The following is a 19,658-nucleotide window of genomic DNA, read 5'->3' as shown; positions in this document are numbered from 1 at the left end:
TGCTTCTTGCCTCTTTTTCATCCTATCAATCTAAAAAACAAAAAGTCATGAGCGACAAAACAAGAGGAGGTCAATTCCTAGTTAAAGAAACAAAATGCGAGGACATCTTCACACCAGAAGATTTCTCGGAAGAGCAGTTAATGATGCGTGACTCTGTAAAAGAGTTCGTGGACAAAGAATTATGGGCGCATAAAGATCGTTTTGAGAAAAAAGATTACGCTTATACAGAAGCTTCTATGCGTAAAGCTGGTGAACTTGGACTTTTAGGAGTTGCAGTTCCTGAAGAATACGGTGGATTAGGAATGGGATTTGTTTCTACAATGTTAGTTTGTGACTACATTTCTGGAGCAACAGGTTCGTTCTCAACTGCTTTTGGTGCACATACTGGAATTGGAACTATGCCAATTACACTTTACGGTACTGAAGAACAAAAGAAAAAATACGTTCCGAAATTGGCTTCTGGAGAATGGTTTGGAGCTTATTGCTTAACTGAACCAGGTGCAGGATCTGATGCTAACTCAGGAAAAACAAAAGCAGTTTTATCTGAAGACGGAAAATACTACTCTATCACAGGTCAAAAAATGTGGATTTCGAATGCGGGTTTCTGTAGCGTTTTCATCGTTTTTGCTCGTATTGGAGACGATAAAAATATTACAGGTTTCATCGTAGAAAACGATCCTTCAAACGGAATTTCTATGAATGAGGAAGAGCATAAATTAGGAATCCGTGCTTCTTCTACTCGTCAGGTTTTCTTCAATGAAACAAAAGTTCCGGTTGAAAACATGCTGTCTGAAAGAGGAAACGGTTTCAAAATTGCAATGAACGCGTTAAACGTTGGACGTATTAAACTGGCTGCTGCTTGTTTAGATGCTCAAAGAAGGGTTACTTCTGGAGCTGTAAAATATGCTAACGAAAGAATTCAGTTCAATACTCCTATTGCATCTTTTGGAGCTATTCGTTCTAAATTGGCTGAAATGGCTACTAATGCTTATGCTGGAGAAAGTGCTTCTTACCGTGCTGCAAAAGACATCGAAGACAGAATTGCTGCTCGTGAAGCAGAAGGAACTTCTCATCAAGAAGCAGAATTAAAAGGTGTTGAAGAATACGCTATCGAGTGTTCTATCTTGAAAGTAGCAGTTTCTGAAGACGTTCAATCTTGTTCTGACGAAGGAATTCAAATTTTTGGTGGAATGGGATTCTCTGAAGACACTCCAATGGAAAGTGCTTGGAGAGATGCTCGTATCGCTCGTATCTATGAAGGTACAAACGAAATCAACAGAATGCTTTCTGTAGGTATGTTAATCAAAAAAGCAATGAAAGGTCACGTTGATTTACTTGGACCAGCAATGAAAGTTCAAGAAGAATTAATGGGAATTCCATCTTTTGATACTCCAGATTTCTCTGAATTATTCTCTGAAGAAAAAGGAATTATCGCTAACCTTAAGAAAGTTTTCTTAATGGTTGCTGGTAGCGCTGTTCAAAAATATGGTCCTGAATTAGATGCTCACCAACAATTATTGATGGCGGCTTCTGACATCTTGATTGAAATCTACATGGCTGAAAGTACAATTTTGAGAACTGAAAAGTTAGCAAAAGCTCAAGGCGAAGATAAAGTTCAAGAGCAAATCGCTATGGCAAAATTATACTTGTACAAAGCTGTAGATATTGTAAACTTAAGAGGAAAAGAAGGAATCGCTTCTTTCGCTGAAGGTGACGAACAACGCATGATGTTAATGGGACTTAAACGTTTCACTAAATATACTAACCTGCCAAATGTTGTGGCACTTAGAGAAAAAATTGCAGCAAAATTAGTAGCAGAAAACACATACTGCTTCTAATATAAAGATAGTTTTTAGCTTTTAATTTGTTATAAACCCGCACAAGTCCGAAACTGTGCGGGTTTATTTTTTTACAATTTTCAGTAAAAGGCATTTCCTACAAGTCGCAATAATTTTGCAGCTATTTGCAAAATATTTGTTAAAATTAGCTCTCCGACTCATAGAGAATAGTCAAACATCAAATGGATTGCATTATATTTAACATTCTAAAAACTATAAAAAACAAAATAATGAAACAAATTAACCTAATTGCATCATTTTTATTGTGCTTTTGCTTCACTGCCGCCTTCGCACAGAAAAATAAAAAAATGGACATTATTGCCTATTACACTGGCGATTCTCAACTTATTGATCAATACGAGGTAGGAAAATTAAATCAGATTATTTTTAGTTTCTGTCATTTAAAAGATGGCAAACTAAGTGTCGATTCTGCAAAAGATTCTCTTACAATCAAACATTTAGTTTCTCTTAAAGCGAAAAATCCTCAACTTAAAATCGTTTTATCACTTGGTGGCTGGGGAGGCTGCGAACCTTGTTCAGAAGCTTTTTCTACTGCTGAAGGGCGCTTAAAATTTGCAAAATCTGTAAAAGAAGTAAGTGACTATTTTAAAGTTGATGGTTTAGATTTAGATTGGGAATACCCATCAATTGAAGGACTTCCAGGTCATTTATATCAAGCTGCTGATAAACCTAATTTTACAGAACTTCTTAAAATTTTACGTTCAACATTAGGAAAAAAATATGAACTAAGTTTTGCCGCTGGAGGTTTTCAAAAATGTTTAGATGAGTCTATCGACTGGAAAGCTGTTGCTCCTTATGTAAACCGCATTAATATCATGAGTTACGATTTAGTAAACGGATATTCAAAAGTTACGGGACATCATACACCATTATATAGCACAAATCCGAAAGAAGAATCTACAGATAGAGCTGTTGAATTTTTATTGAAAGCAGGAGTTCCTGCTGAAAAATTAGTAATTGGAGGCGCATTTTATACCAGACAATGGAAAAATGTAGAAAACATCAATAATGGATTGTATCAAGCTGGAGAACACTTTCAAGGTGTTGACTTTAAAAACTACGCTACAACCTACACAGAAGCAAACGGCTGGAAATATTTTTATGATGAAAAAGCTCAAGCACCATATTGGTACAACGCTTCGACTAAAACTTTTGCAACATCGGATGATTTAAAATCGATCAAAGCAAAAGCTGAATACGCAAAAGCAAAAAAATTAGGCGGAATTATGTTTTGGGAACTTACTTTGGATAGTTTCCGCGACGGAATGGTAAATGAAATTTACAAAGTTAAAACTGAAAAATAAAAAAAAAGCGGGAATCAAATTGATTCCCGCTTTTTTTATAGATGAATATTTTACATCGTTTTAGTCTTATTTTTATCCATTTCACCAATAAATGGAATAGCTTCTAAAATTTCGCTTCTAATTATAGTTTGAAGATAAACCTCAAGCTGAATAAACTTTGCTGCATTTATTGAACCAATTGCTTTTTTTGCCTGATTATAAGTTTTAGAGTAAAGCTTTTCATAATCAACATGGTTTTTCAAAGTAGCTTTTGCCAATTCATCAGCTTTAGCATCGGTTAAAGTTTCGTAATTAGCCGCATAATCATTTATCAATTGAAACTTTGTCTGCCCTAAAGCCTTTCGCGACGTTTCATAATTATCGTAAACTTTTGCAAAGGCTGCCGCTTGTGCGTCAGATAAATTCATGTACTGTTTTACCAGGTCAGCTTTAGATTTTCCATAAACACTTTGTACTACTTCTAAATCTTCTTTGTAAGAAGACTGCGCATAAGATGAAAATGAGGCTACTGCCATGATAAGAATAAGACTTAATTTTTTCATAGTTTCAATTTTAAATTTGTTTTTAAAAATATATGCATACTCAAATATACTGATTTTAAACACATTAAATCATAATCAAGATTTTAAAAGAAAGAATATTGATAAACTGCTGATAAGGCATAATAATTCAGTCCGTTGTTGGTATATGCTCCTACATGATATTGAAATCTGATCGACTGTCCTTTTGCAATTGGAGTAGAAAAAGTTCCTCCTACTCGCCAGTTGTCAATCTGGCTATCATCTGAAACTCCATCAGTAATAGTTCGACCTCCAAAAAACCAAGTCGTATTGAAGCCAACCCACATTTGGTTTTTAAAATAATAGCTTGCATGCGCCTGAAGGCTATAGGTTGGTTTTTGCTCTAATTTTTTTCCTAAATAATCATTATTGTCCGTATAAAACCACATCCCGCCATAGGCCTCGGCATAAACATGAGCAAATCGTTTCGACACCCCTATTTCGGGCTTAAAGCCCCAGCGGTTTGTTCCAATGTTTACTTGTTTATCGCCATAATATCTTCCGGTTGGAATTGAAGTAACCAAACTGACTCCAAGAATTGTTTTTTGCTCAAAACTTCTGAATTCAGATTTATCAAGTGCAGGAGAACCTAGCAAATTAATTCCGAAACGCACTTTCATATCTGCAAAACCAGTTCTTGAGCCAGTAATCAGCTGGTCACTAATTACAGCAGATCCATCCATAAACGTAAAAGGTAGCGCTACCTGTATACGAGCCAATTTATCAGCCATACCAAAAGTTCTGATATAATTTACAGCCATATTGTGGCTTTGAAGCGTAAAATCTTTTATAGGTAGAGAAGGATCTGTCAGCACATTTCCGTTCATAAAAACATAGCCTGCAGCAATTACATTTAAACCTTTAGGAACATTTGCATACACTCTGGGTTCCAAATCCTGACCAAATACGCTGAACACACCAAAAAAGAAAAATAAAATCGAAAACTGCCACTTTAATAACCAAAGAAAGATTCTTACCATATATTCAGACGAATTTGTGACAAGTTTAGTATTGAATTAAATCATTGTTTCTCTGCTGTTTTTGGAGCATATATCACTCCATCATAACTAATTGGACCTCTATTATTGCTACTCACAGAAAGTGTTGTACTACCATTATAGAATATAGAAAAGGTTAAATCGTAGACATCACTTTTACCTCTTACTGTTGCCTTTAGAATGGTATTATTCTTTTTACTTTCGACTCTAATATTCTCCGGCTTCCCTTCAAATTTTATACCACCATCGGTATTATAACCAACATTATAACCACGTCCAAAAAAGGGAAGATCGCAAGTTGTGCTATCAACTTTAAATTTTAAAAAATAAGTATTATAGTCTAGCTGAATTAATCTCCCGCCTTGAGGCGTTGTTTTTTGAGCTTCAAAAACAAAATTCCGATTATCTATAAGCGCTTTAATTTCATTTTGTTTCTTGAGTTCCCTTTCTTGCTTAAGTTCTTTTTTTGTTTTTTCCTGTCCAGAAACCGAAAAGTTAATTACAATCAAAAACAGTAAAACAGACATCGTAGTTTTCATAACACTATTTTTTAGTAAAACGCATCATGGCAATATCTCCAGAAATAAAATTCAAGGTCTTACCATCATCAGTTACATCGTAAGAAGTTATTTTTTGAAGCGTACTCAAATAAGTTTGTTCTCCTTGCAATCCATCCAAACACATCATTTTGGTTACTGCCATTGGCTGAGTAAAATCAATTTTGTTGCTATCAACAACCAATTTCCCTGTGTATGAATTACAGCTTGCGTTACCAGAAACCTGATTTGTTTTAGTATCAAATTGTATGGTTGGTTTTTTATTTGGGTATAATCCATCAAAAGCAATTCGTGGTCCAGAAATGTAATTCAATTCCCAAGTTCCATCAAGCTTAGAAACTGCATCCGTTTTTGCGCATTTGCAGGAAATTAAAAACGAACTAAAAAAAACGAGGGTAAAAATCTTTTTCATCATAACATTAAGGATTAAATGTGAGCGAATTAGACAAATGGTTTTCAGAAATTATTCGTTAAAAACCTATACGAATTTAAACAATATTTTCGGTTTTTAACTCAATCAATATCAAATTATAACGTATAGTTTGACTTTTTTTTAACTTTTAGAGTTAATCAATTCCGTTATTTTATGTTAAATTTACTTAATCTTTAACTAAAAATGCCCGTAGATATGAAAAAACTAATTGTTTCTTTCGCTATAATTACAGCCTTAATCATTGGTTGTAAAACAAATAACAAATCAAATGACGCTAAAACTCTGACTGTTGCATTAGAACCAAAAAGCAACAGCAAAGTAGCTGGAACTGCCACTTTTGTTGAGAAAAATGGTAAAGTAACTTTTACAGCAAAAATCACTGGATTAGAACCTGGAGTTCACGCAATTCACATTCATGAAAAAGCAGATTGTAGTTCTGCAGATGGAAGTTCTGCCGGAGGACATTGGAATCCAACTTTCAAAAAACATGGAAAATGGGGAGTTGGAGAATATCATAAAGGTGATATTGGAAACTTTACCGCTGATGCAAAAGGTAACGGATCTATCACATTAACTACTGACGAATGGTGCGTTGGATGTGGAGACTCTAATAAAGATGTTCTTGGCAAAGGTTTAATTGTGCATGCCGGAACAGACGATTTTACAACTCAGCCAACTGGAAATGCTGGAGGAAGAGTTGCCTGCGCAGGAATCATCAAATAAGAAAAATCATAATAACCGCTATTTTTAACAAAATCTAGCGGTTATTTCATTTTAAAATGAATCCTAAAACAAGAAAAAGGCATAGCTTTGCATCAGCAAAATAAAGTCCATGATTAACCCATCAGCACCAGGCTGGATCGATAAATTTTTTAGTGAACAGAAGTTTTCAGAAGCAATTCCTTTTGAAACTGTAGATTCGTTTTACTATAAAGTAAGAGAAACGGGATTTATTTACGGACATATTATTGCTATAGATTCGCAAGTTCCTATTCCGATAAAAGGCTGGTTTAAAACCGAAATTTCAAAAGTAGCCTTACTTAATACTCTATATCATGTTTTTTGCTTAGAGAAAAGAAATTCGGAACCTAAAAATTTTATTTCTGAAGCTTTAAAGTTCTACAAGCAAATGAATCCAGAAGGATTTAATTTATTTAAAATTTTATTGCCAAAAGATACTCCTTCTCTATCTCTAGAAAACATTATTGACCAGAGAGTCCAAACCAATGACAGCATCATCAGCAAAAACTTCTCACATTTGGTAACCAATGCGCTTTTGTTTATTGATGTTTTGGCCTTTAGACAATATTTGGAACATGGAGAAATTCCAGAAAAATATTTAAAAAGAATTGAAGAAACCGTTCTCGGAATTGTAGGTTTGGCTTTAAAAACCAAAACAGTAAAATCTCAGCATGATGATCTTTTAATCAAGCTTTTTGAAGCTTCTATACGCTATTCCAAATTTTCGAAAGTTACGGTTGAGACTTTAGAAACTTTAAATCTTGACTATTTTAAAAATAGACTTGAACATTATTACCTAATAGATATGGCCGGAATGGCTTTATGGAGTGATGGTGTAGTTGAAAACGAAGAGTCTTATTTTCTATACGCCTTAGGTTCAACAATGGGAGTTTCTGACGATTTTGTAACAAAAAGTATGGATACAACCAATACTTTTATCACAACTCATAAAAAGAAGATTCCATACTTTAATTATTCCAATCCTGTTAAGCACTTTTATGACCAAATGACACATAGTGTAGTCAAACTAATCATACGAAACAAAAACAGGCTGATTAAAGAAATCGTTCAGAGTAAAGAATTAATGGTGCTACTCGCCTATTCTACAACGAGAGATTTAGATGCAAAAGAAAAGAAAAAGGTAAAAAAACAGCTTTTGGATATTTGTAAAACCATTCCGTCACTGACAATATTCTTGCTTCCTGGAGGAAGTTTACTTTTGCCAATATTGATAAAGTTTATTCCAACAATGCTGCCATCGGCATTTAATGAGAATTTAGACGAAAACGAATAAAAAAACCGCCGTGTAAAAGGGTGATTTTTTTTTATAGTACTTTTAAGCTGCTTAAAGCTTTCTCAGAAAAGACTTATTTTATTACTTTTTTGTCTTTTACTAGCTATTAATCTGATTGTGATAAAATATTTTTACTAAAACAGTAAAATTATAAACATGGGACCATCTATTAGCTTTGGCAACTATGAGCCAGATATTGTACCTGAACCTTGGGAAGAATATCAATATAGAGATTTATACAGATCTTACTATACACAAAGCATATCAATGAAAATAAATGGGTTATTTCATTGTATCACTGCCTTGACATCTTTAGAATTAAATAAATGTTACACTGATCCTGTTGAAAGAGGTGATGTTTCAACAACTCCAAGAAATTGCTATTTGAGTGCCCTAACCATTTACATGGATAATAAAGGACGTATAATAAAAGGAGAAAAAGTCAATACAACATTTAGATTAAAGTATGTAAATGGAGAACATATTTTAGATTCTTCTACCAAAATACGAAAAGAATTAGAGCGATGCGTTGACAAAAAGGAGCTCCATAATCTGGTAATAAAAAACAAGCAAATTACATTTAGAAATGGGAAAATATATTTACTAGAAAAATTTCACGAGTACATTAAACAAGCTTCCATTTGCAATAGAAGAACCTATGTAAATTATACCTATTTAAAAGTTTCCGAAAACAGGAATGAATTAAACAATAAGTTAAGTCTTTTAGGAATTACAACTGCCGCAGTAGGTTTTGTACCAGGAAAAGCAGCTGTAATTGCTGATTACGCAATAAAAATTTTAGGATTTGCTTTAAGTACAGAGCCTAGGTTTAGTCTTGCAGAATATACATACCCAGTTAACGGACCTGTTTATCTAGATGAACAAACTTTATATCAACATTACAAAAGAGATAATACAAATGGATATGTTTCCCCTCAAAGAACAGAAGGCAAGCCAATAAACAAAGTGAGAGATATATTAAAAGAATTACAAGAATGTGGATTAACAATAACTTGATATGAAAAATATAGTCATACTTTTAGTTGCGCTAACACTTATAACTTGTCAAAAAAAAGACACGATAAATCATTTCTTAACCAAACAAATAACTCAACAAGATTTAATTAAAAATGGTTTCTATAAATATTCATACATCGCAACATTAGATAATGAAAACAATGTTGACGATACTATTAAATCTATTGCGAGATATGACATGTATTCCAATGTAAAACCAGAAATAAATAATGAAGGAAAAAGGTGTCCAACCCAATTATGGAAATTCGACAAGGAAGATTCAATTAAAAAGAAAAAAAATATTGATTATCTAAAAGAAGAATTAGACAATACAATTATTACTTATCTTTTTAGGAATGATTCTTTATTTTATAAAGAAATAAATGTAATCTTTTTGCACAATCAAAATAAAAACATTCCTGATTTAACAAGTAAAGAAAAAATACTCAAATACTATCACAATATTAACATTCCAATAGAACCATTGTACGAACAGAGTAGCACAAAAAATTATCCTACAAGATATATGATTGATAATTATAAAAGCATAATTTATTATTCTGACACAGATAATTGTTATCGTTTTTTTACAAATTATTTAAACAATTCTACTTACTATGATATTCGCGAGTACTGGTATTCTGGGTCAATATATGAAATGTACTATTTTGATTAAATGAAACGAATAAAAAAAATCGCCCTTTTAAGGGCGATTTCTATTTCTATCTATTAAAGATCTAATTGGTACACTTCATCAAGCTCATCATTCGAAGCGATGTTTACATCTAAATCGGTTACAAAACCTGAATTTAATCCGTAAACCCATCCATGAAGCATTAAATCTTGGCCATTTTTCCAAGCGTTCTGCACAATAGATGTTTTTGCTAAGTTGTAAACCTGTTCTTTCGTATTGATTTCAACAAAAGCATTAAAACGCTCTTCCTCGTTTTCAATAGAATTCAAGTATTTATCGTGCAAACGGTATTCATCTTTAATATGACGTAACCAGTTATCGATAATTCCAACAGATTGATGTCCCATCGCAGCTTTTACACCACCGCATCCATAATGTCCGCACACAATAATATGCTTAATTTTCAAAACATTTACAGCATAATCTAATACACTTAGCATGTTCATATCAGAGTGCACAACCATATTAGCAATGTTACGGTGAACGAAAACTTCTCCTGGTTTTGCACCGACAATTTCGTTTGCAGGAACACGGCTATCAGAACATCCAATCCATAATAAAGGCGGTGATTGTCCTTTTGCTAAATCGGCAAAATAATTAGGATCTTTTGCTAATGAAGTTTCAACCCACTTTTTATTATTTTCTAATAACTGCTCATAAAATTTTCTCATTTTTTTTATTTTTTGTGTGGTGATTTCTAATTTATAATAGTCTCAAAAAAAGAACTTAAATGTAAAGTTACCTAAAATTTGAGATTTCTTCTGCCTTAAAAACACCTTATTTTAATTATTCGCTTTTAACAACCTCTCTTTGAACCAGTTCTCTTTTTGCCACATCATAATAATGTTCAATCGTAACATGATTACTATTTTCTGGCGTATTTTCCAATTCGTAAGCTTCTTTGAAACCTTTAAGCTTCACTTTAATATTTTCATCAACCGCTCTCGTCTCTTTAAATTCACGAATTAAATCTAAAACATCATGCGCAATGTACTCCGTATCATGAGCGTTGATAATCACTTTAGAATTTTCAGGAATGTGATTCAATGTTTGTTTAATCGCTGCTTTATTTAAAAACGAAACTTCTTGCGCTAAATCGATATGAATAATATCACCGTCTTCATATTCTTCTTTCTTGAAAACATAAGCTCTTTTCAAGTTTCCTCTTAGAACAAAAATAATACTGATGATAATTCCCAACGCAACACCTTTTAGCAAATCTGTCGCAACAACAAAGACCAAAGTTGCAATGAAAGGTACAAACTGGTATTTCCCCTTTTCCCAGAAATGCATAAAGGTTGCTGGTTTAGCTAATTTATATCCAACCAAAATCAAAACAGTCGCCAATGTTGCCAATGGAATCTTGTTTAGAATTGCCGGTATAGACAATACACTTATTAATAAAAGTACACCATGAATAATGGCTGACATTTTAGATTTTGCGCCTGCATTATTATTCGCAGAAGATCTTACAACCACAGAAGTCATTGGCAAACCTCCTAAAAGAGAACTTATCATATTACCAACACCTTGCGCTCTTAATTCTACGTTGGTATTGGTATAACGTTTTTGTACATCCATTCTATCTGAAGCTTCAATACACAAAAGAGTTTCAATAGAAGCGACAATGGCAATTGTAATAGCAACTACCCAAACTTGCGGATTTGTAACAGCAGTAAAGTCTGGGGTGATTATAATTGATTTAAAGTCATCAAAAGATTTTGGAACTGGCAAAGAAACCAAATGTTCTTTCGCAATTGCCAAAGTGCTTCCTGTAGATACAAATATTTCGTTTAAAACAACTCCGGCAATTACAGCAACCAAAGCTCCAGGAACTAGTTTTATTCTTTTTAAGAAAGGAACTTTATCCCAAGCCAGCAAGATTACCAATGAAACTACAGAAACTACTACAGCCCCTAAGTGAATATGATTTAAGACGTCAAACAAAAATGAAAATGAATTACTTCCATCATTTTGAACAAAAGCCTGATCTCCTTCAAAATCTGCATCATAACCAAAAGCGTGCGGTATTTGTTTTAAAATGATAATAATTCCGATACCCGCTAACATTCCCTCGATTACGTTTGTCGGAAAATAGTTTGATATACTTCCTGCCTTTAAAAATCCTAATGCTAATTGAATTAATCCAGCAATAAAAACAGACATTAAAAATACATCGAAAGCTCCTAAATCGGTAATTGCGGTTAAAATGATAGCTGTTAACCCAGCAGCTGGACCTGATACACTAATATGCGACTGGCTTAAATATCCAACAACGATACCACCCACAACACCAGCAATAATTCCAGAAAATAATGGTGCTCCAGAAGCCATTGCAATACCTAAACACAACGGAAGAGCCACCAAGAAAACCACTAAACCTGAGGCAAAATCAGATTTAAGGTTGGCAAAAAGATTGATTTTTTTTGTCATAATATAATACTAAAAAAATTATTCATTAAAGATTTACCCCATCTCGATAGAAATGCGGCTAAAGTTCGAAATAATCGGAAGTATTATGCTACGTTAGGTGGTGGAGCAAAAATGCTCGGAGAGATGTTGTCTAGTTTGACAATGTTTTCAGAAATGATTGTTTTTTTCTCGATGTAAACCGGAATCAAAACTTCATGCTCAAGAATAGTAGGGTGAACTACATTTTTAAGTTCTTTATGTACTTCTTCTTCAGTGATACTAAAAGATATAGCAGTATTATTTCCTTTCTTAATCGCCTGAACAATTGTCGGGGTCGATAAGAAGGCAATAAATATGAATAATAATATGCGAGCTATAAATTTCATTGAAGCAAAAATAGCGTTAAACAAATAAAATCAAAGAAATTTTTATAGAAATTTAACATAAACAAAAAAGCAGAATGCAATTTTCATTCCATTCTGCTTCTATTTTATTAAAAACCAATATTTTACAACGATTCTTCTAACCAAGCATTCATCATCCAAATTGTTTTTTCTTGCTCTGCAATGAAGTCACTCATCATAGAATTGGTTCCTTCGTCATTAATTTCGTCAGATTTGTTCAAGATTTCTCTTTCAATTTTTAATAAATCTGATAAAGAGTGAACAATCAATTGAACTGCTTTTTCATCGTTAGAAATATTTTTTCCAACCGTCAATTTATTATTTTTAATATAATCTTCAAAAGTATGCAGAGGCGTTCCGCCAATTGTCAAAACTCTTTCTGCGATCATATCTATTTTCAATTGTGCATCAGTGTATAATTCTTCGAATTTCACATGTAAATCAAAAAAACGCTTTCCACGAATATTCCAGTGAATTCCTCTCAAGTTTTGATAATAGACTTGAAAATTTGATAATAACACATTCAGTTCTTTTACTAATAATTCTGACTCTTTTACTGGTAATCCTAAAATATTTGTCTTCATAATCTAATTTTTTACACTAATTTACTACAAATTTAGAGTAACTTTACTAAAATAAACATAAATAAAAATTATATTTTCTTATTTTTGCATCACAAATTACTATCAACATGACTATAACTCAATTGCAATATGTGTTAGCGGTTGCTGAGCATAAAAATTTTACACTTGCTGCAGAAAAATGCTTTGTAACTCAGCCTACTCTTAGTATGCAAATACAAAAAATTGAAGAAGAACTTAATATTTTAATTTTTGACCGAAGTAAAAAACCGATTCAGCTTACCGATATAGGACAAAAAATCGTAAATCAAGCAAAAAATATCGTAAACGAAGCTGATCGTATAAAAGATATAGTAGAGCAACAAAAAGGTTTTATTGGCGGAGAATTTCGTTTAGGAATTATTCCAACTATTATGCCTACGCTTTTACCAATGTTTTTGAATAATTTCATAAAAAAATACCCAAAAGTTAAACTCCTTATTGAAGAGCTTAATACAGAAGAAATTATCCTGAAACTAAAAAACGGACATCTCGATGCGGCTATTGCGGCAACGCCGCTTGAAGACGAAAAAATTAAGGAAATTGTTTTATATTTTGAGCCATTTGTAGCTTATATTCCGGAACATCATGCTAGTTTCCAGAAAGAAGAAATAGAAGTTGCCGACTTAAACCTGAATGAAATCCTGCTTTTACAAGACGGACATTGTTTTAGAGATGGTATTTTGAATTTGTGCAAAAACGTTTCAGACGCCGATCAAAGTAATTTCCAGATTCAAAGCGGAAGTTTTGAAACCTTAATTAAATTAGCAGACGAAGGCCTTGGTACAACGTTACTTCCGTACTTGCACACTTTAGACTTAAAAGAATCCGATAAACTGAAGCTCCGAAACTTTAAGGAGCCAAAACCGGCTCGAGAGGTAAGTTTAATTTACCCAAAGAGCGAATTAAAGATGCAAATCATTGACGCATTAAGATCTACAATTGCAGGCGTCGTAAAAGGCGCAATTGTTTTTCAGAATGTTCAAATCATTAGTCCATTACAAAAGAAAGCGCAATAAAAAAGGAGCCAATTTGGCTCCTTTCTTTTTATACTTTAATTAGTTGTAGACTTTGTTTTAATTCTGGTTTTCCGACAACGAAATTCAGTAACCACTCTTGCAATTGTTCCATTTCGTAAGGTAACAGTGTTTTGATAGCTTTTTCTAACTCTTTGCAGAAAAGTATCGGATCGAAACTAACTCTTTCAAGTATTGATTTCGTGTAATCAAACATCATTTTTGACATAATAAAATAAGATTTTCGGGGGTTATCTATTTTTTTAAACTCGAACCAAATTTAAACAAATAACTAACATAAACACTACATTTAACTTATTTTTTTAAAAACTTTAGCAACGAATACGTTTTCTTAAAACATATAAATCAATGTAGAATTATTCTAAATAACTCATTTAAACCTTCTTAAAAGCTCGAAACATTTCTCTTTTCCCTGGAGGTCCTGTTAATTTTTCTACGGTAAAACCAACTTCAATCATACTTCTTTTAACAACTCCTCGAGCAGCGTATGTAACCAAAACGCCATTTGGTTTTAAACTATTGTACATTTTCTGAAAAATCTCAGTACTCCAAAGCTCCGGCTGCACTCTATATCCAAAGGCATCAAAGTAAATCAAATCAAAAATTTCAAAATCGCTTATTTCGTGAAAAAATTGTTTCCTTTTGGTTAACGAAAACAGGTCGCAAATTTCTGTCTTTTCATTCCATTGCGATTTATGCATTTTTTCAAAAATGTTATAAAATTCAGATGCATCCAACTCATCAGCATAATTCATTTCCAAGATTTCGTCTGCATCAACCGGATAGGCTTCTACTCCAATATAATCTATTTTCTGATTTTTTCTAATGGCTTCCAAATAGGTGATAAAAGCATTTAACCCAGTCCCAAAACCTATTTCTAAAATACTTATCGGATTTTCAAATAAAGAAAGTCCGTTTTTAATAAAAACATGTTTTGCTTCCTGAATCGCTCCATGTTTAGAATGATAACATTCGTCCCATTCAGGTAAACGAATTGTAGTTGAACCATCTAGCGTTTTAATTATTTCTCTTTTCACTTTTTTCAGAATTTTACAATGACCCTTTATTGGTTTTAAAGCCATTTTAATAATCAAATTTAATCAAAACTAATGCGTAAAGCCTCAAAAAACCATCCTTTTTTCATAAAATCTTTATAAAAACCAATCAAATATTTGAGTTTATTATAGGATAAATAAATCTCAGTCAAAAGCTATAAATAATGAATTTTCACTAAGCATTTTACAGATTTTTACTTAATTTTGCATTCAATAAATTCTATTTTACATGATATCATCACTTTAGTTTTTTCGACAGTGAAAAATATCTCACAAAAAAACTTACATAACTATGAGTACAACTCAAACAAGCAAAATTGAAATCATCAAAGCTGCTTCTACAAAAATCAATGAAGTAGATTTTGACAACTTAAGTTTTGGTGCTGTATTTACAGACCATTTATTCGAATGCGATTTTAAAAACGGGCAATGGCAAAATCCTGTCATTAAGCCTTATGCTCCTATTTTAATGGATCCATCTTCAAAAGTCTTCCATTACGGACAAGCAATTTTTGAAGGAATGAAAGCTTATAAAGATGACAATAATGATGTTTGGTTGTTTAGACCAGATGAAAACTTTAACCGTTTCAACAAATCGGCTGTAAGAATGGCAATGCCAGAAGTTCCTGAAGCTATTTTTATGGATGGTTTAAATGAATTATTGAAATTAGATAAAGATTGGATTCAAAGAGGAAACGGAGCTAGTATGTACATTCGTCCATTTATGATTGCTACAGGTCCTGGAGTTATCGCAAATCCTTCTGACGAATATAAATTTATGATTTTACTTTCTCCTGCAAAAGCTTATTACGGAGGTGAAGTAAAAGTTATCATTGCTGAGCATTTCAGTAGAGCTGCAAATGGTGGAATCGGTGCTGCAAAAGCTGCCGGAAACTACGCTGCTCAGTTTTACCCAACTAACTTGGCAAACAAAGATGGTTTCCAACAAGTTATCTGGACAGATGATGCAACACATACAAAACTAGAAGAAGCTGGAACAATGAATGTTTTCTTCAGAATTAATGATACTTTATTAACTGCTCCAACAAGCGAAAGAATTTTAGATGGTGTTACCAGAAAAAGTTTAATTGCGATGGCAGAAAAAGAAGGATTAAAAGTTGAAGTTCGTCCTGTAATTGTTTCAGAATTGGTTGAAGCTGCCAAAAACGGATCTCTAAAAGAAATCTTTGGAGCAGGAACTGCTGCGGTTATTAGCGTTATCAAAGGATTCTCTTATAAAGACGAATACTTCGAAATGGCTCCAATCGAGAATTCTTATGCTTCTTTCTTAAAAGAAAAATTAACAAATCTTCAAAATAAACTTTCTGAAGACACTTACGGATGGACAGTTAAAGTTCAATAATCCAAAACCATTATAAGAAGAAACCCGATAAATTTAGTTTTATCGGGTTTTTCATTTTATTACTATTTGACAAAGTTTGTTTTAAACACATAGAATTATAGATTTTTATAGGAAGGCAAAGAGAATAATCAAAAGAAACATGTTTCTTAACACATAGCTATGTGTTTTAATGTAAGTGCAACGCCTTTATAGATTTCTAAAAGCTATAATTCTATGTGTTTAAAAATATTCTTTTACAACAATTTCGAAAAATCAGGTTTAAAATAATTTGGACCTTTCATTACTTTTCCGTCTTCGCGATAAATTGGTTTTCCGTCTTCACCCAATTTACTCATATTACTGCGTTGGATTTCATCAAATACAGCTTCTATTTTATCTTGAAGTCCGTGTTCTATAATTGTTCCGCACAAAATATACATCATATCTCCAAGTGCATCTGCAATTTCAACCAAATCATTATTTTGAACTGCCTCGTAATACTCTTCATTTTCTTCCTTCATTAAATTATAACGAAGTAATTTTTTCTCTGCTCCTACATCGGCAATTGGAGTTGCGCTATGGCCAATTTTAAAAGCAGTGTGAAATTCGGTTACGGCTTCAAGTTGTTTTTTCATATAGTAGTTTTCTTTTTTTTGCTAATTTAAGTCACTTTCTAATAAATCTGAAAATTTATTGAATGAAATGAAAAGGCAATTTAGCAGCAAATCGTTTACAAATCTCTAAATTTGCTAAAAATTTTTATAACTATGTTTAGTCAAGGACAAATACTATTTGGAGTATGCTTTTTTATCGCTTTTGTAATCATTATGATATTTGCTTATCGAAAAGATTTAAAATTACATAAAGTCTTTTATAAAGGAAATTACAAAGTACTCCTAGCCTTTCTGCTTTTTATTGTCCTTTTGTTCCTAATTAAAATATTTTTAAAAAGATAAATTATTCTGGTTGCCATAAAATAAACCTAATCATTATGGGTTATTAGTAAGACTCATGATAAATTTATAACTTTACCGAAACCAAACAATCTACCATGAAAATTCTAAAGTATTTATTTCTTTTTGCACTTTTAAGCTTTATTGCTCTTACTGTTTTTGTTGCTACTCAGAAAGGAGATTTTTCTGTAGAAAGAAGTAAAGTTATCAATTCGCCTCGTGCAACGGTTTATAACTACTTAAACGACTTTAGAAATTACGAAGATTTTGAATCATGGTCAGTTGAAGATCCTTCTATCAAAATGACTTATGCTAATAAAACAAGCGGAAATGGCGCTACATTTTATTGGGATGGTGTTGATGGAAAAGGAAATTCTATTATCCTTAAAACAAAAGATGGCGAAAGCATTGACCAAAAAATGCAATTTGATGGTACAGAAGCTAATGTAAACTGGACCTTAAAAGATACTTTGAACGGAAAAACAAAAGTTACTTGGAAAGGAAAAGGAACAATGAGCTTTTTGTTTAAAATATATACCGCATTACATGGAGGTTCAGATAGAGTTATTGGAACTATTTACGAAAAAAGTTTAGCCAATATTGATAAAAACTTAGACTACGAAACCAAAACTTTTGCTGTTACAGTAGACGGAGTGGTAAAGAAAACAGAAACTCCTTATATCAAGCAGACTTTTACTAGCGAAATTGCCAAAATAAGCAAAAATGCTAGAATTGTAATTCCGAAGCTTATCCACTTTAGCGAAACAAATGGTTTATCTGCGGTAGGAAAGCCTTTTATCATTTATCATACGTACGACACCAAAACTGGTTTAGCAAAGATTTCAATCTGTCTGCCTATTAACAAAGAAATTTCAACTAGTTCAGGAAGCGATATTTTAGCTGGAAAGTTAAATGGTTTTGACGCTGTAAAAACAACTCTTACTGGAGATTACTCTCATAGAAATGAAGCAATAGCTAAAACAACTGCTTACATTAATAACCAAAAAATTATTCCAGATTTAAGCTGGTCGCATCTTGAAATCTTGACTCTAAGTAAATTGGATGTAAAAGCTTCTTCAAAATTAGTAACTGAGATTTATTTCCCTATAAAACCTAAAGTAGTTCCTGCTGCAACTGTTACTGAGCCTGTTTATGCTCCAGAGAGTACTGGCGAGACTACAAGCGAGCCACGTACAGAACAGCCACGCACAGAACCTGTAAAACGCAAACCAGCCGCACCAGCTCCTGCTCCTGCTCAAACACCTGCACAAGAAGAAGACTCAGAATTTTAAATAATTTCAAAGGCTTATTAAACCTTTTGCTTTAAATTCTGTCTAACTTCTATTAAAAAAGTTTACAAAACAAAAAGTTTGATAGACGAGAAAGAATTTATAAAACAATTATTAACCCCTGAAACGCAAAATGTTGCGTTTCAAAAACTCCTGTCTGATTATCAGCGTCCTCTGTATTCTCATATTCGAAACATTGTTTTGAATCATGATGATGCTGATGATGTTTTACAGAACACTTTCGTAAAAGTCTTTCAAAATCTTAAAAACTTTAAAGGAGAAAGTAAACTTTTTTCCTGGATGTATCGCATTGCTACCAATGAAGCTTTGACTTTTTTATCTCAAAAAGCAAAATTAAGTGGCATTTCGTCTGAAGATCTGCAAAACAAAACTATTGATGGTTTAAAAGCCGATCTTTATTTTGATGGAGATGAAATTCAAATCAAACTTCAAAAAGCAATTGTAACACTTCCAGAAAAACAGCAATTAGTTTTCAAAATGAAATATTTTGAAGAATTAAAATATGAAGAAATCGCAGAAATCTTAGGAACATCTGTTGGAGCTTTAAAAGCATCTTATCATCACGCAGTAAAAAAAATTGAATTATATGTTACATCAAATTAAACCTTTTGTAACAAAAACTATCTTATAAGTATCATGAAAACATTTAAATTAGAAAACGAACCCAAAATAAAATCTGGTTTTAAAACCCCAGACAATTATTTTGATAATTTTCCAGAAAAGGTTTTACAACAATTAGACGAAAAAGAGGTTAAAGTAATTCCTTTTTACAAACGTAGCAAAACCATTTCGCTAGCGGCCGCAGCAGTAATTGGTTTCGCATTATTAATACCAATCGTAAATAATTATAAAGCCAGTTCAAACGAACTTGATGAGGCTACTTTAGAAACTTATTTATCTTATCACTCCAATATAAGCCAATACGATTTAATTCAAACCTTAGATGACAGTGATATTGAAAAATTAGGCAACGATGTTACTTTGGAAGACGAAACATTAGAAGATATCTTGGCAACAAGTCCAAACTTAGAACACTTAATTTCAGAACAAAATTAAATCAAACTTAAC

22 protein-coding genes are annotated in these 19,658 nt (G+C 32.6%); 11 read left to right on the top strand and 11 right to left on the bottom strand.

Features of this window, described 5'->3' with window-relative positions; all coding sequences use genetic code 11:
* Positions 1-47: 47 nt before the first annotated feature.
* Together AC5ZCW_RS08170 and AC5ZCW_RS08165 are read left to right on the top strand one after the other, a co-directional pair.
* Positions 48-1,838 (top strand): acyl-CoA dehydrogenase FadE, encoded by a 1,791-nt coding sequence (locus AC5ZCW_RS08170; RefSeq protein WP_496119007.1) that lies wholly within the window; start codon positions 48-50, stop codon positions 1,836-1,838.
* A gap of 308 nt (positions 1,839-2,146) precedes the next feature.
* Positions 2,147-3,163, top strand: a complete 1,017-nt coding sequence (locus tag AC5ZCW_RS08165) for a glycoside hydrolase family 18 protein (protein WP_496119005.1) — start codon at positions 2,147-2,149, stop codon at positions 3,161-3,163.
* Positions 3,164-3,213: 50 nt separating this feature from the next.
* On the opposite strand, the gene AC5ZCW_RS08160 is transcribed toward AC5ZCW_RS08165, so the two are convergent.
* From AC5ZCW_RS08160 to AC5ZCW_RS08145, 4 genes are all read right to left on the bottom strand, one after another.
* Positions 3,214-3,705: a hypothetical protein gene (locus AC5ZCW_RS08160; protein ID WP_198856478.1), complete on the bottom strand. Its 492-nt coding sequence runs from the start codon at positions 3,703-3,705 to the stop codon at positions 3,214-3,216.
* 83 nt (positions 3,706-3,788) lie between these two features.
* Entirely contained in the window at positions 3,789-4,703 is a 915-nt protein-coding gene (locus AC5ZCW_RS08155) for a transporter (protein ID WP_496119003.1), read from the bottom strand.
* A 41-nt stretch (positions 4,704-4,744) separates the two neighbouring features.
* The gene (locus AC5ZCW_RS08150; RefSeq protein ID WP_343541658.1) at positions 4,745-5,260 is read right to left on the bottom strand and encodes a DUF4251 domain-containing protein; all 516 of its coding nucleotides are present in this window, start codon (positions 5,258-5,260) and stop codon (positions 4,745-4,747) included.
* Between the two features lie 4 nt (positions 5,261-5,264).
* Positions 5,265-5,693, bottom strand: a complete 429-nt coding sequence (locus AC5ZCW_RS08145; RefSeq protein ID WP_496119000.1) for an META domain-containing protein — start codon at positions 5,691-5,693, stop codon at positions 5,265-5,267.
* A 213-nt stretch (positions 5,694-5,906) separates the two neighbouring features.
* Here AC5ZCW_RS08145 and AC5ZCW_RS08140 point away from each other — a divergent pair, with 213 nt between their 5' ends.
* From AC5ZCW_RS08140 to AC5ZCW_RS08125, 4 genes are all read left to right on the top strand, one after another.
* A complete protein-coding gene (locus AC5ZCW_RS08140) occupies positions 5,907-6,434 on the top strand; it encodes a superoxide dismutase family protein (RefSeq protein WP_008468500.1) in 528 nt (175 codons plus the stop codon).
* 109 nt (positions 6,435-6,543) lie between these two features.
* Positions 6,544-7,746, top strand: coding sequence for an LETM1-related biofilm-associated protein (locus AC5ZCW_RS08135; protein WP_496118998.1), 1,203 nt, complete (start codon positions 6,544-6,546; stop codon positions 7,744-7,746).
* 156 nt (positions 7,747-7,902) lie between these two features.
* The gene (locus AC5ZCW_RS08130) at positions 7,903-8,763 is read left to right on the top strand and encodes a hypothetical protein (RefSeq protein WP_496118996.1); all 861 of its coding nucleotides are present in this window, start codon (positions 7,903-7,905) and stop codon (positions 8,761-8,763) included.
* Position 8,764: 1 nt separating this feature from the next.
* Entirely contained in the window at positions 8,765-9,439 is a 675-nt protein-coding gene (locus AC5ZCW_RS08125; RefSeq protein ID WP_496118994.1) for a hypothetical protein, read from the top strand.
* Positions 9,440-9,492: 53 nt separating this feature from the next.
* Here AC5ZCW_RS08125 and can read toward each other — a convergent pair whose 3' ends face one another.
* From can to AC5ZCW_RS08105, 4 genes are all read right to left on the bottom strand, one after another.
* Entirely contained in the window at positions 9,493-10,128 is a 636-nt protein-coding gene (can, locus tag AC5ZCW_RS08120; RefSeq protein WP_111288601.1) for a carbonate dehydratase, read from the bottom strand.
* Between the two features lie 115 nt (positions 10,129-10,243).
* Positions 10,244-11,890, bottom strand: coding sequence for a SulP family inorganic anion transporter (locus tag AC5ZCW_RS08115; RefSeq protein WP_496118992.1), 1,647 nt, complete (start codon positions 11,888-11,890; stop codon positions 10,244-10,246).
* An 83-nt stretch (positions 11,891-11,973) separates the two neighbouring features.
* Complete coding sequence (locus tag AC5ZCW_RS08110) at positions 11,974-12,255, bottom strand: hypothetical protein (RefSeq protein ID WP_343541647.1); 282 nt, start codon at positions 12,253-12,255, stop codon at positions 11,974-11,976.
* Between the two features lie 122 nt (positions 12,256-12,377).
* Entirely contained in the window at positions 12,378-12,857 is a 480-nt protein-coding gene (locus AC5ZCW_RS08105; RefSeq protein WP_111379024.1) for a Dps family protein, read from the bottom strand.
* Positions 12,858-12,964: 107 nt separating this feature from the next.
* On the opposite strand from AC5ZCW_RS08105, the gene AC5ZCW_RS08100 reads away from it, so the two are divergent.
* On the top strand, positions 12,965-13,912 hold the full coding sequence (locus AC5ZCW_RS08100) for a LysR substrate-binding domain-containing protein (RefSeq protein ID WP_496118989.1): 948 nt from the start codon (positions 12,965-12,967) through the stop codon (positions 13,910-13,912).
* Between the two features lie 28 nt (positions 13,913-13,940).
* Here the strand turns inward: AC5ZCW_RS08100 and AC5ZCW_RS08095 are convergent, their stop codons facing one another.
* Both AC5ZCW_RS08095 and mnmC2 read right to left on the bottom strand, forming a co-directional pair.
* Complete coding sequence (locus AC5ZCW_RS08095) at positions 13,941-14,138, bottom strand: hypothetical protein (protein WP_095928926.1); 198 nt, start codon at positions 14,136-14,138, stop codon at positions 13,941-13,943.
* A gap of 166 nt (positions 14,139-14,304) precedes the next feature.
* Positions 14,305-14,967 (bottom strand): tRNA (5-methylaminomethyl-2-thiouridine)(34)-methyltransferase MnmC2, encoded by a 663-nt coding sequence (mnmC2, locus tag AC5ZCW_RS08090; protein ID WP_496118986.1) that lies wholly within the window; start codon positions 14,965-14,967, stop codon positions 14,305-14,307.
* 310 nt (positions 14,968-15,277) lie between these two features.
* Here mnmC2 and AC5ZCW_RS08085 point away from each other — a divergent pair, with 310 nt between their 5' ends.
* Complete coding sequence (locus AC5ZCW_RS08085) at positions 15,278-16,348, top strand: branched-chain amino acid aminotransferase (protein ID WP_343541641.1); 1,071 nt, start codon at positions 15,278-15,280, stop codon at positions 16,346-16,348.
* 233 nt (positions 16,349-16,581) lie between these two features.
* Here AC5ZCW_RS08085 and AC5ZCW_RS08080 read toward each other — a convergent pair whose 3' ends face one another.
* Positions 16,582-16,962 carry a pyrophosphohydrolase domain-containing protein gene (locus tag AC5ZCW_RS08080; RefSeq protein WP_496118984.1) on the bottom strand — a complete coding sequence of 127 codons (381 nt, stop codon included), beginning with the start codon at positions 16,960-16,962 and terminating at the stop codon, positions 16,582-16,584.
* Positions 16,963-17,378: 416 nt separating this feature from the next.
* On the opposite strand from AC5ZCW_RS08080, the gene AC5ZCW_RS08075 reads away from it, so the two are divergent.
* The 3 genes from AC5ZCW_RS08075 (at position 17,379) to AC5ZCW_RS08065 (ending at position 19,646) form a co-directional block, all read left to right on the top strand.
* Complete coding sequence (locus AC5ZCW_RS08075; RefSeq protein WP_496118982.1) at positions 17,379-18,572, top strand: SRPBCC family protein; 1,194 nt, start codon at positions 17,379-17,381, stop codon at positions 18,570-18,572.
* Positions 18,573-18,650: 78 nt separating this feature from the next.
* Positions 18,651-19,193, top strand: a complete 543-nt coding sequence (locus AC5ZCW_RS08070) for an RNA polymerase sigma factor (protein WP_343541630.1) — start codon at positions 18,651-18,653, stop codon at positions 19,191-19,193.
* A gap of 33 nt (positions 19,194-19,226) precedes the next feature.
* A complete protein-coding gene (locus AC5ZCW_RS08065; RefSeq protein WP_496118980.1) occupies positions 19,227-19,646 on the top strand; it encodes a hypothetical protein in 420 nt (139 codons plus the stop codon).
* The last annotated feature ends 12 nt before the right edge of the window (positions 19,647-19,658 follow it).

This window comes from Flavobacterium sp. PLA-DH12 (assembly GCF_059511845.1).
This window is presented reverse-complemented; position numbering and strand designations above follow the sequence as displayed.

Bases quoted from the DNA above. Each gene is read 5' to 3' on its own strand.
- AC5ZCW_RS08170 (WP_496119007.1), top strand. From the start codon at position 48: ATGAGCGACAAAACAAGAGGAGGTCAATTCCTAGTTAAAGAAACAAAA.
- AC5ZCW_RS08165 (WP_496119005.1), top strand. From the start codon at position 2,147: ATGGACATTATTGCCTATTACACTGGCGATTCTCAACTTATTGATCAA.
- AC5ZCW_RS08160 (WP_198856478.1), bottom strand. From the start codon at position 3,705: ATGAAAAAATTAAGTCTTATTCTTATCATGGCAGTAGCCTCATTTTCA.
- AC5ZCW_RS08155 (WP_496119003.1), bottom strand. From the start codon at position 4,703: ATGGTAAGAATCTTTCTTTGGTTATTAAAGTGGCAGTTTTCGATTTTA.
- AC5ZCW_RS08150 (WP_343541658.1), bottom strand. From the start codon at position 5,260: ATGAAAACTACGATGTCTGTTTTACTGTTTTTGATTGTAATTAACTTT.
- AC5ZCW_RS08145 (WP_496119000.1), bottom strand. From the start codon at position 5,693: ATGATGAAAAAGATTTTTACCCTCGTTTTTTTTAGTTCGTTTTTAATT.
- AC5ZCW_RS08140 (WP_008468500.1), top strand. From the start codon at position 5,907: ATGAAAAAACTAATTGTTTCTTTCGCTATAATTACAGCCTTAATCATT.
- AC5ZCW_RS08135 (WP_496118998.1), top strand. From the start codon at position 6,544: ATGATTAACCCATCAGCACCAGGCTGGATCGATAAATTTTTTAGTGAA.
- AC5ZCW_RS08130 (WP_496118996.1), top strand. From the start codon at position 7,903: ATGGGACCATCTATTAGCTTTGGCAACTATGAGCCAGATATTGTACCT.
- AC5ZCW_RS08125 (WP_496118994.1), top strand. From the start codon at position 8,765: ATGAAAAATATAGTCATACTTTTAGTTGCGCTAACACTTATAACTTGT.
- can (WP_111288601.1), bottom strand. From the start codon at position 10,128: ATGAGAAAATTTTATGAGCAGTTATTAGAAAATAATAAAAAGTGGGTT.
- AC5ZCW_RS08115 (WP_496118992.1), bottom strand. From the start codon at position 11,890: ATGACAAAAAAAATCAATCTTTTTGCCAACCTTAAATCTGATTTTGCC.
- AC5ZCW_RS08110 (WP_343541647.1), bottom strand. From the start codon at position 12,255: ATGAAATTTATAGCTCGCATATTATTATTCATATTTATTGCCTTCTTA.
- AC5ZCW_RS08105 (WP_111379024.1), bottom strand. From the start codon at position 12,857: ATGAAGACAAATATTTTAGGATTACCAGTAAAAGAGTCAGAATTATTA.
- AC5ZCW_RS08100 (WP_496118989.1), top strand. From the start codon at position 12,965: ATGACTATAACTCAATTGCAATATGTGTTAGCGGTTGCTGAGCATAAA.
- AC5ZCW_RS08095 (WP_095928926.1), bottom strand. From the start codon at position 14,138: ATGTCAAAAATGATGTTTGATTACACGAAATCAATACTTGAAAGAGTT.
- AC5ZCW_RS08085 (WP_343541641.1), top strand. From the start codon at position 15,278: ATGAGTACAACTCAAACAAGCAAAATTGAAATCATCAAAGCTGCTTCT.
- AC5ZCW_RS08080 (WP_496118984.1), bottom strand. From the start codon at position 16,962: ATGAAAAAACAACTTGAAGCCGTAACCGAATTTCACACTGCTTTTAAA.
- AC5ZCW_RS08075 (WP_496118982.1), top strand. From the start codon at position 17,379: ATGAAAATTCTAAAGTATTTATTTCTTTTTGCACTTTTAAGCTTTATT.
- AC5ZCW_RS08065 (WP_496118980.1), top strand. From the start codon at position 19,227: ATGAAAACATTTAAATTAGAAAACGAACCCAAAATAAAATCTGGTTTT.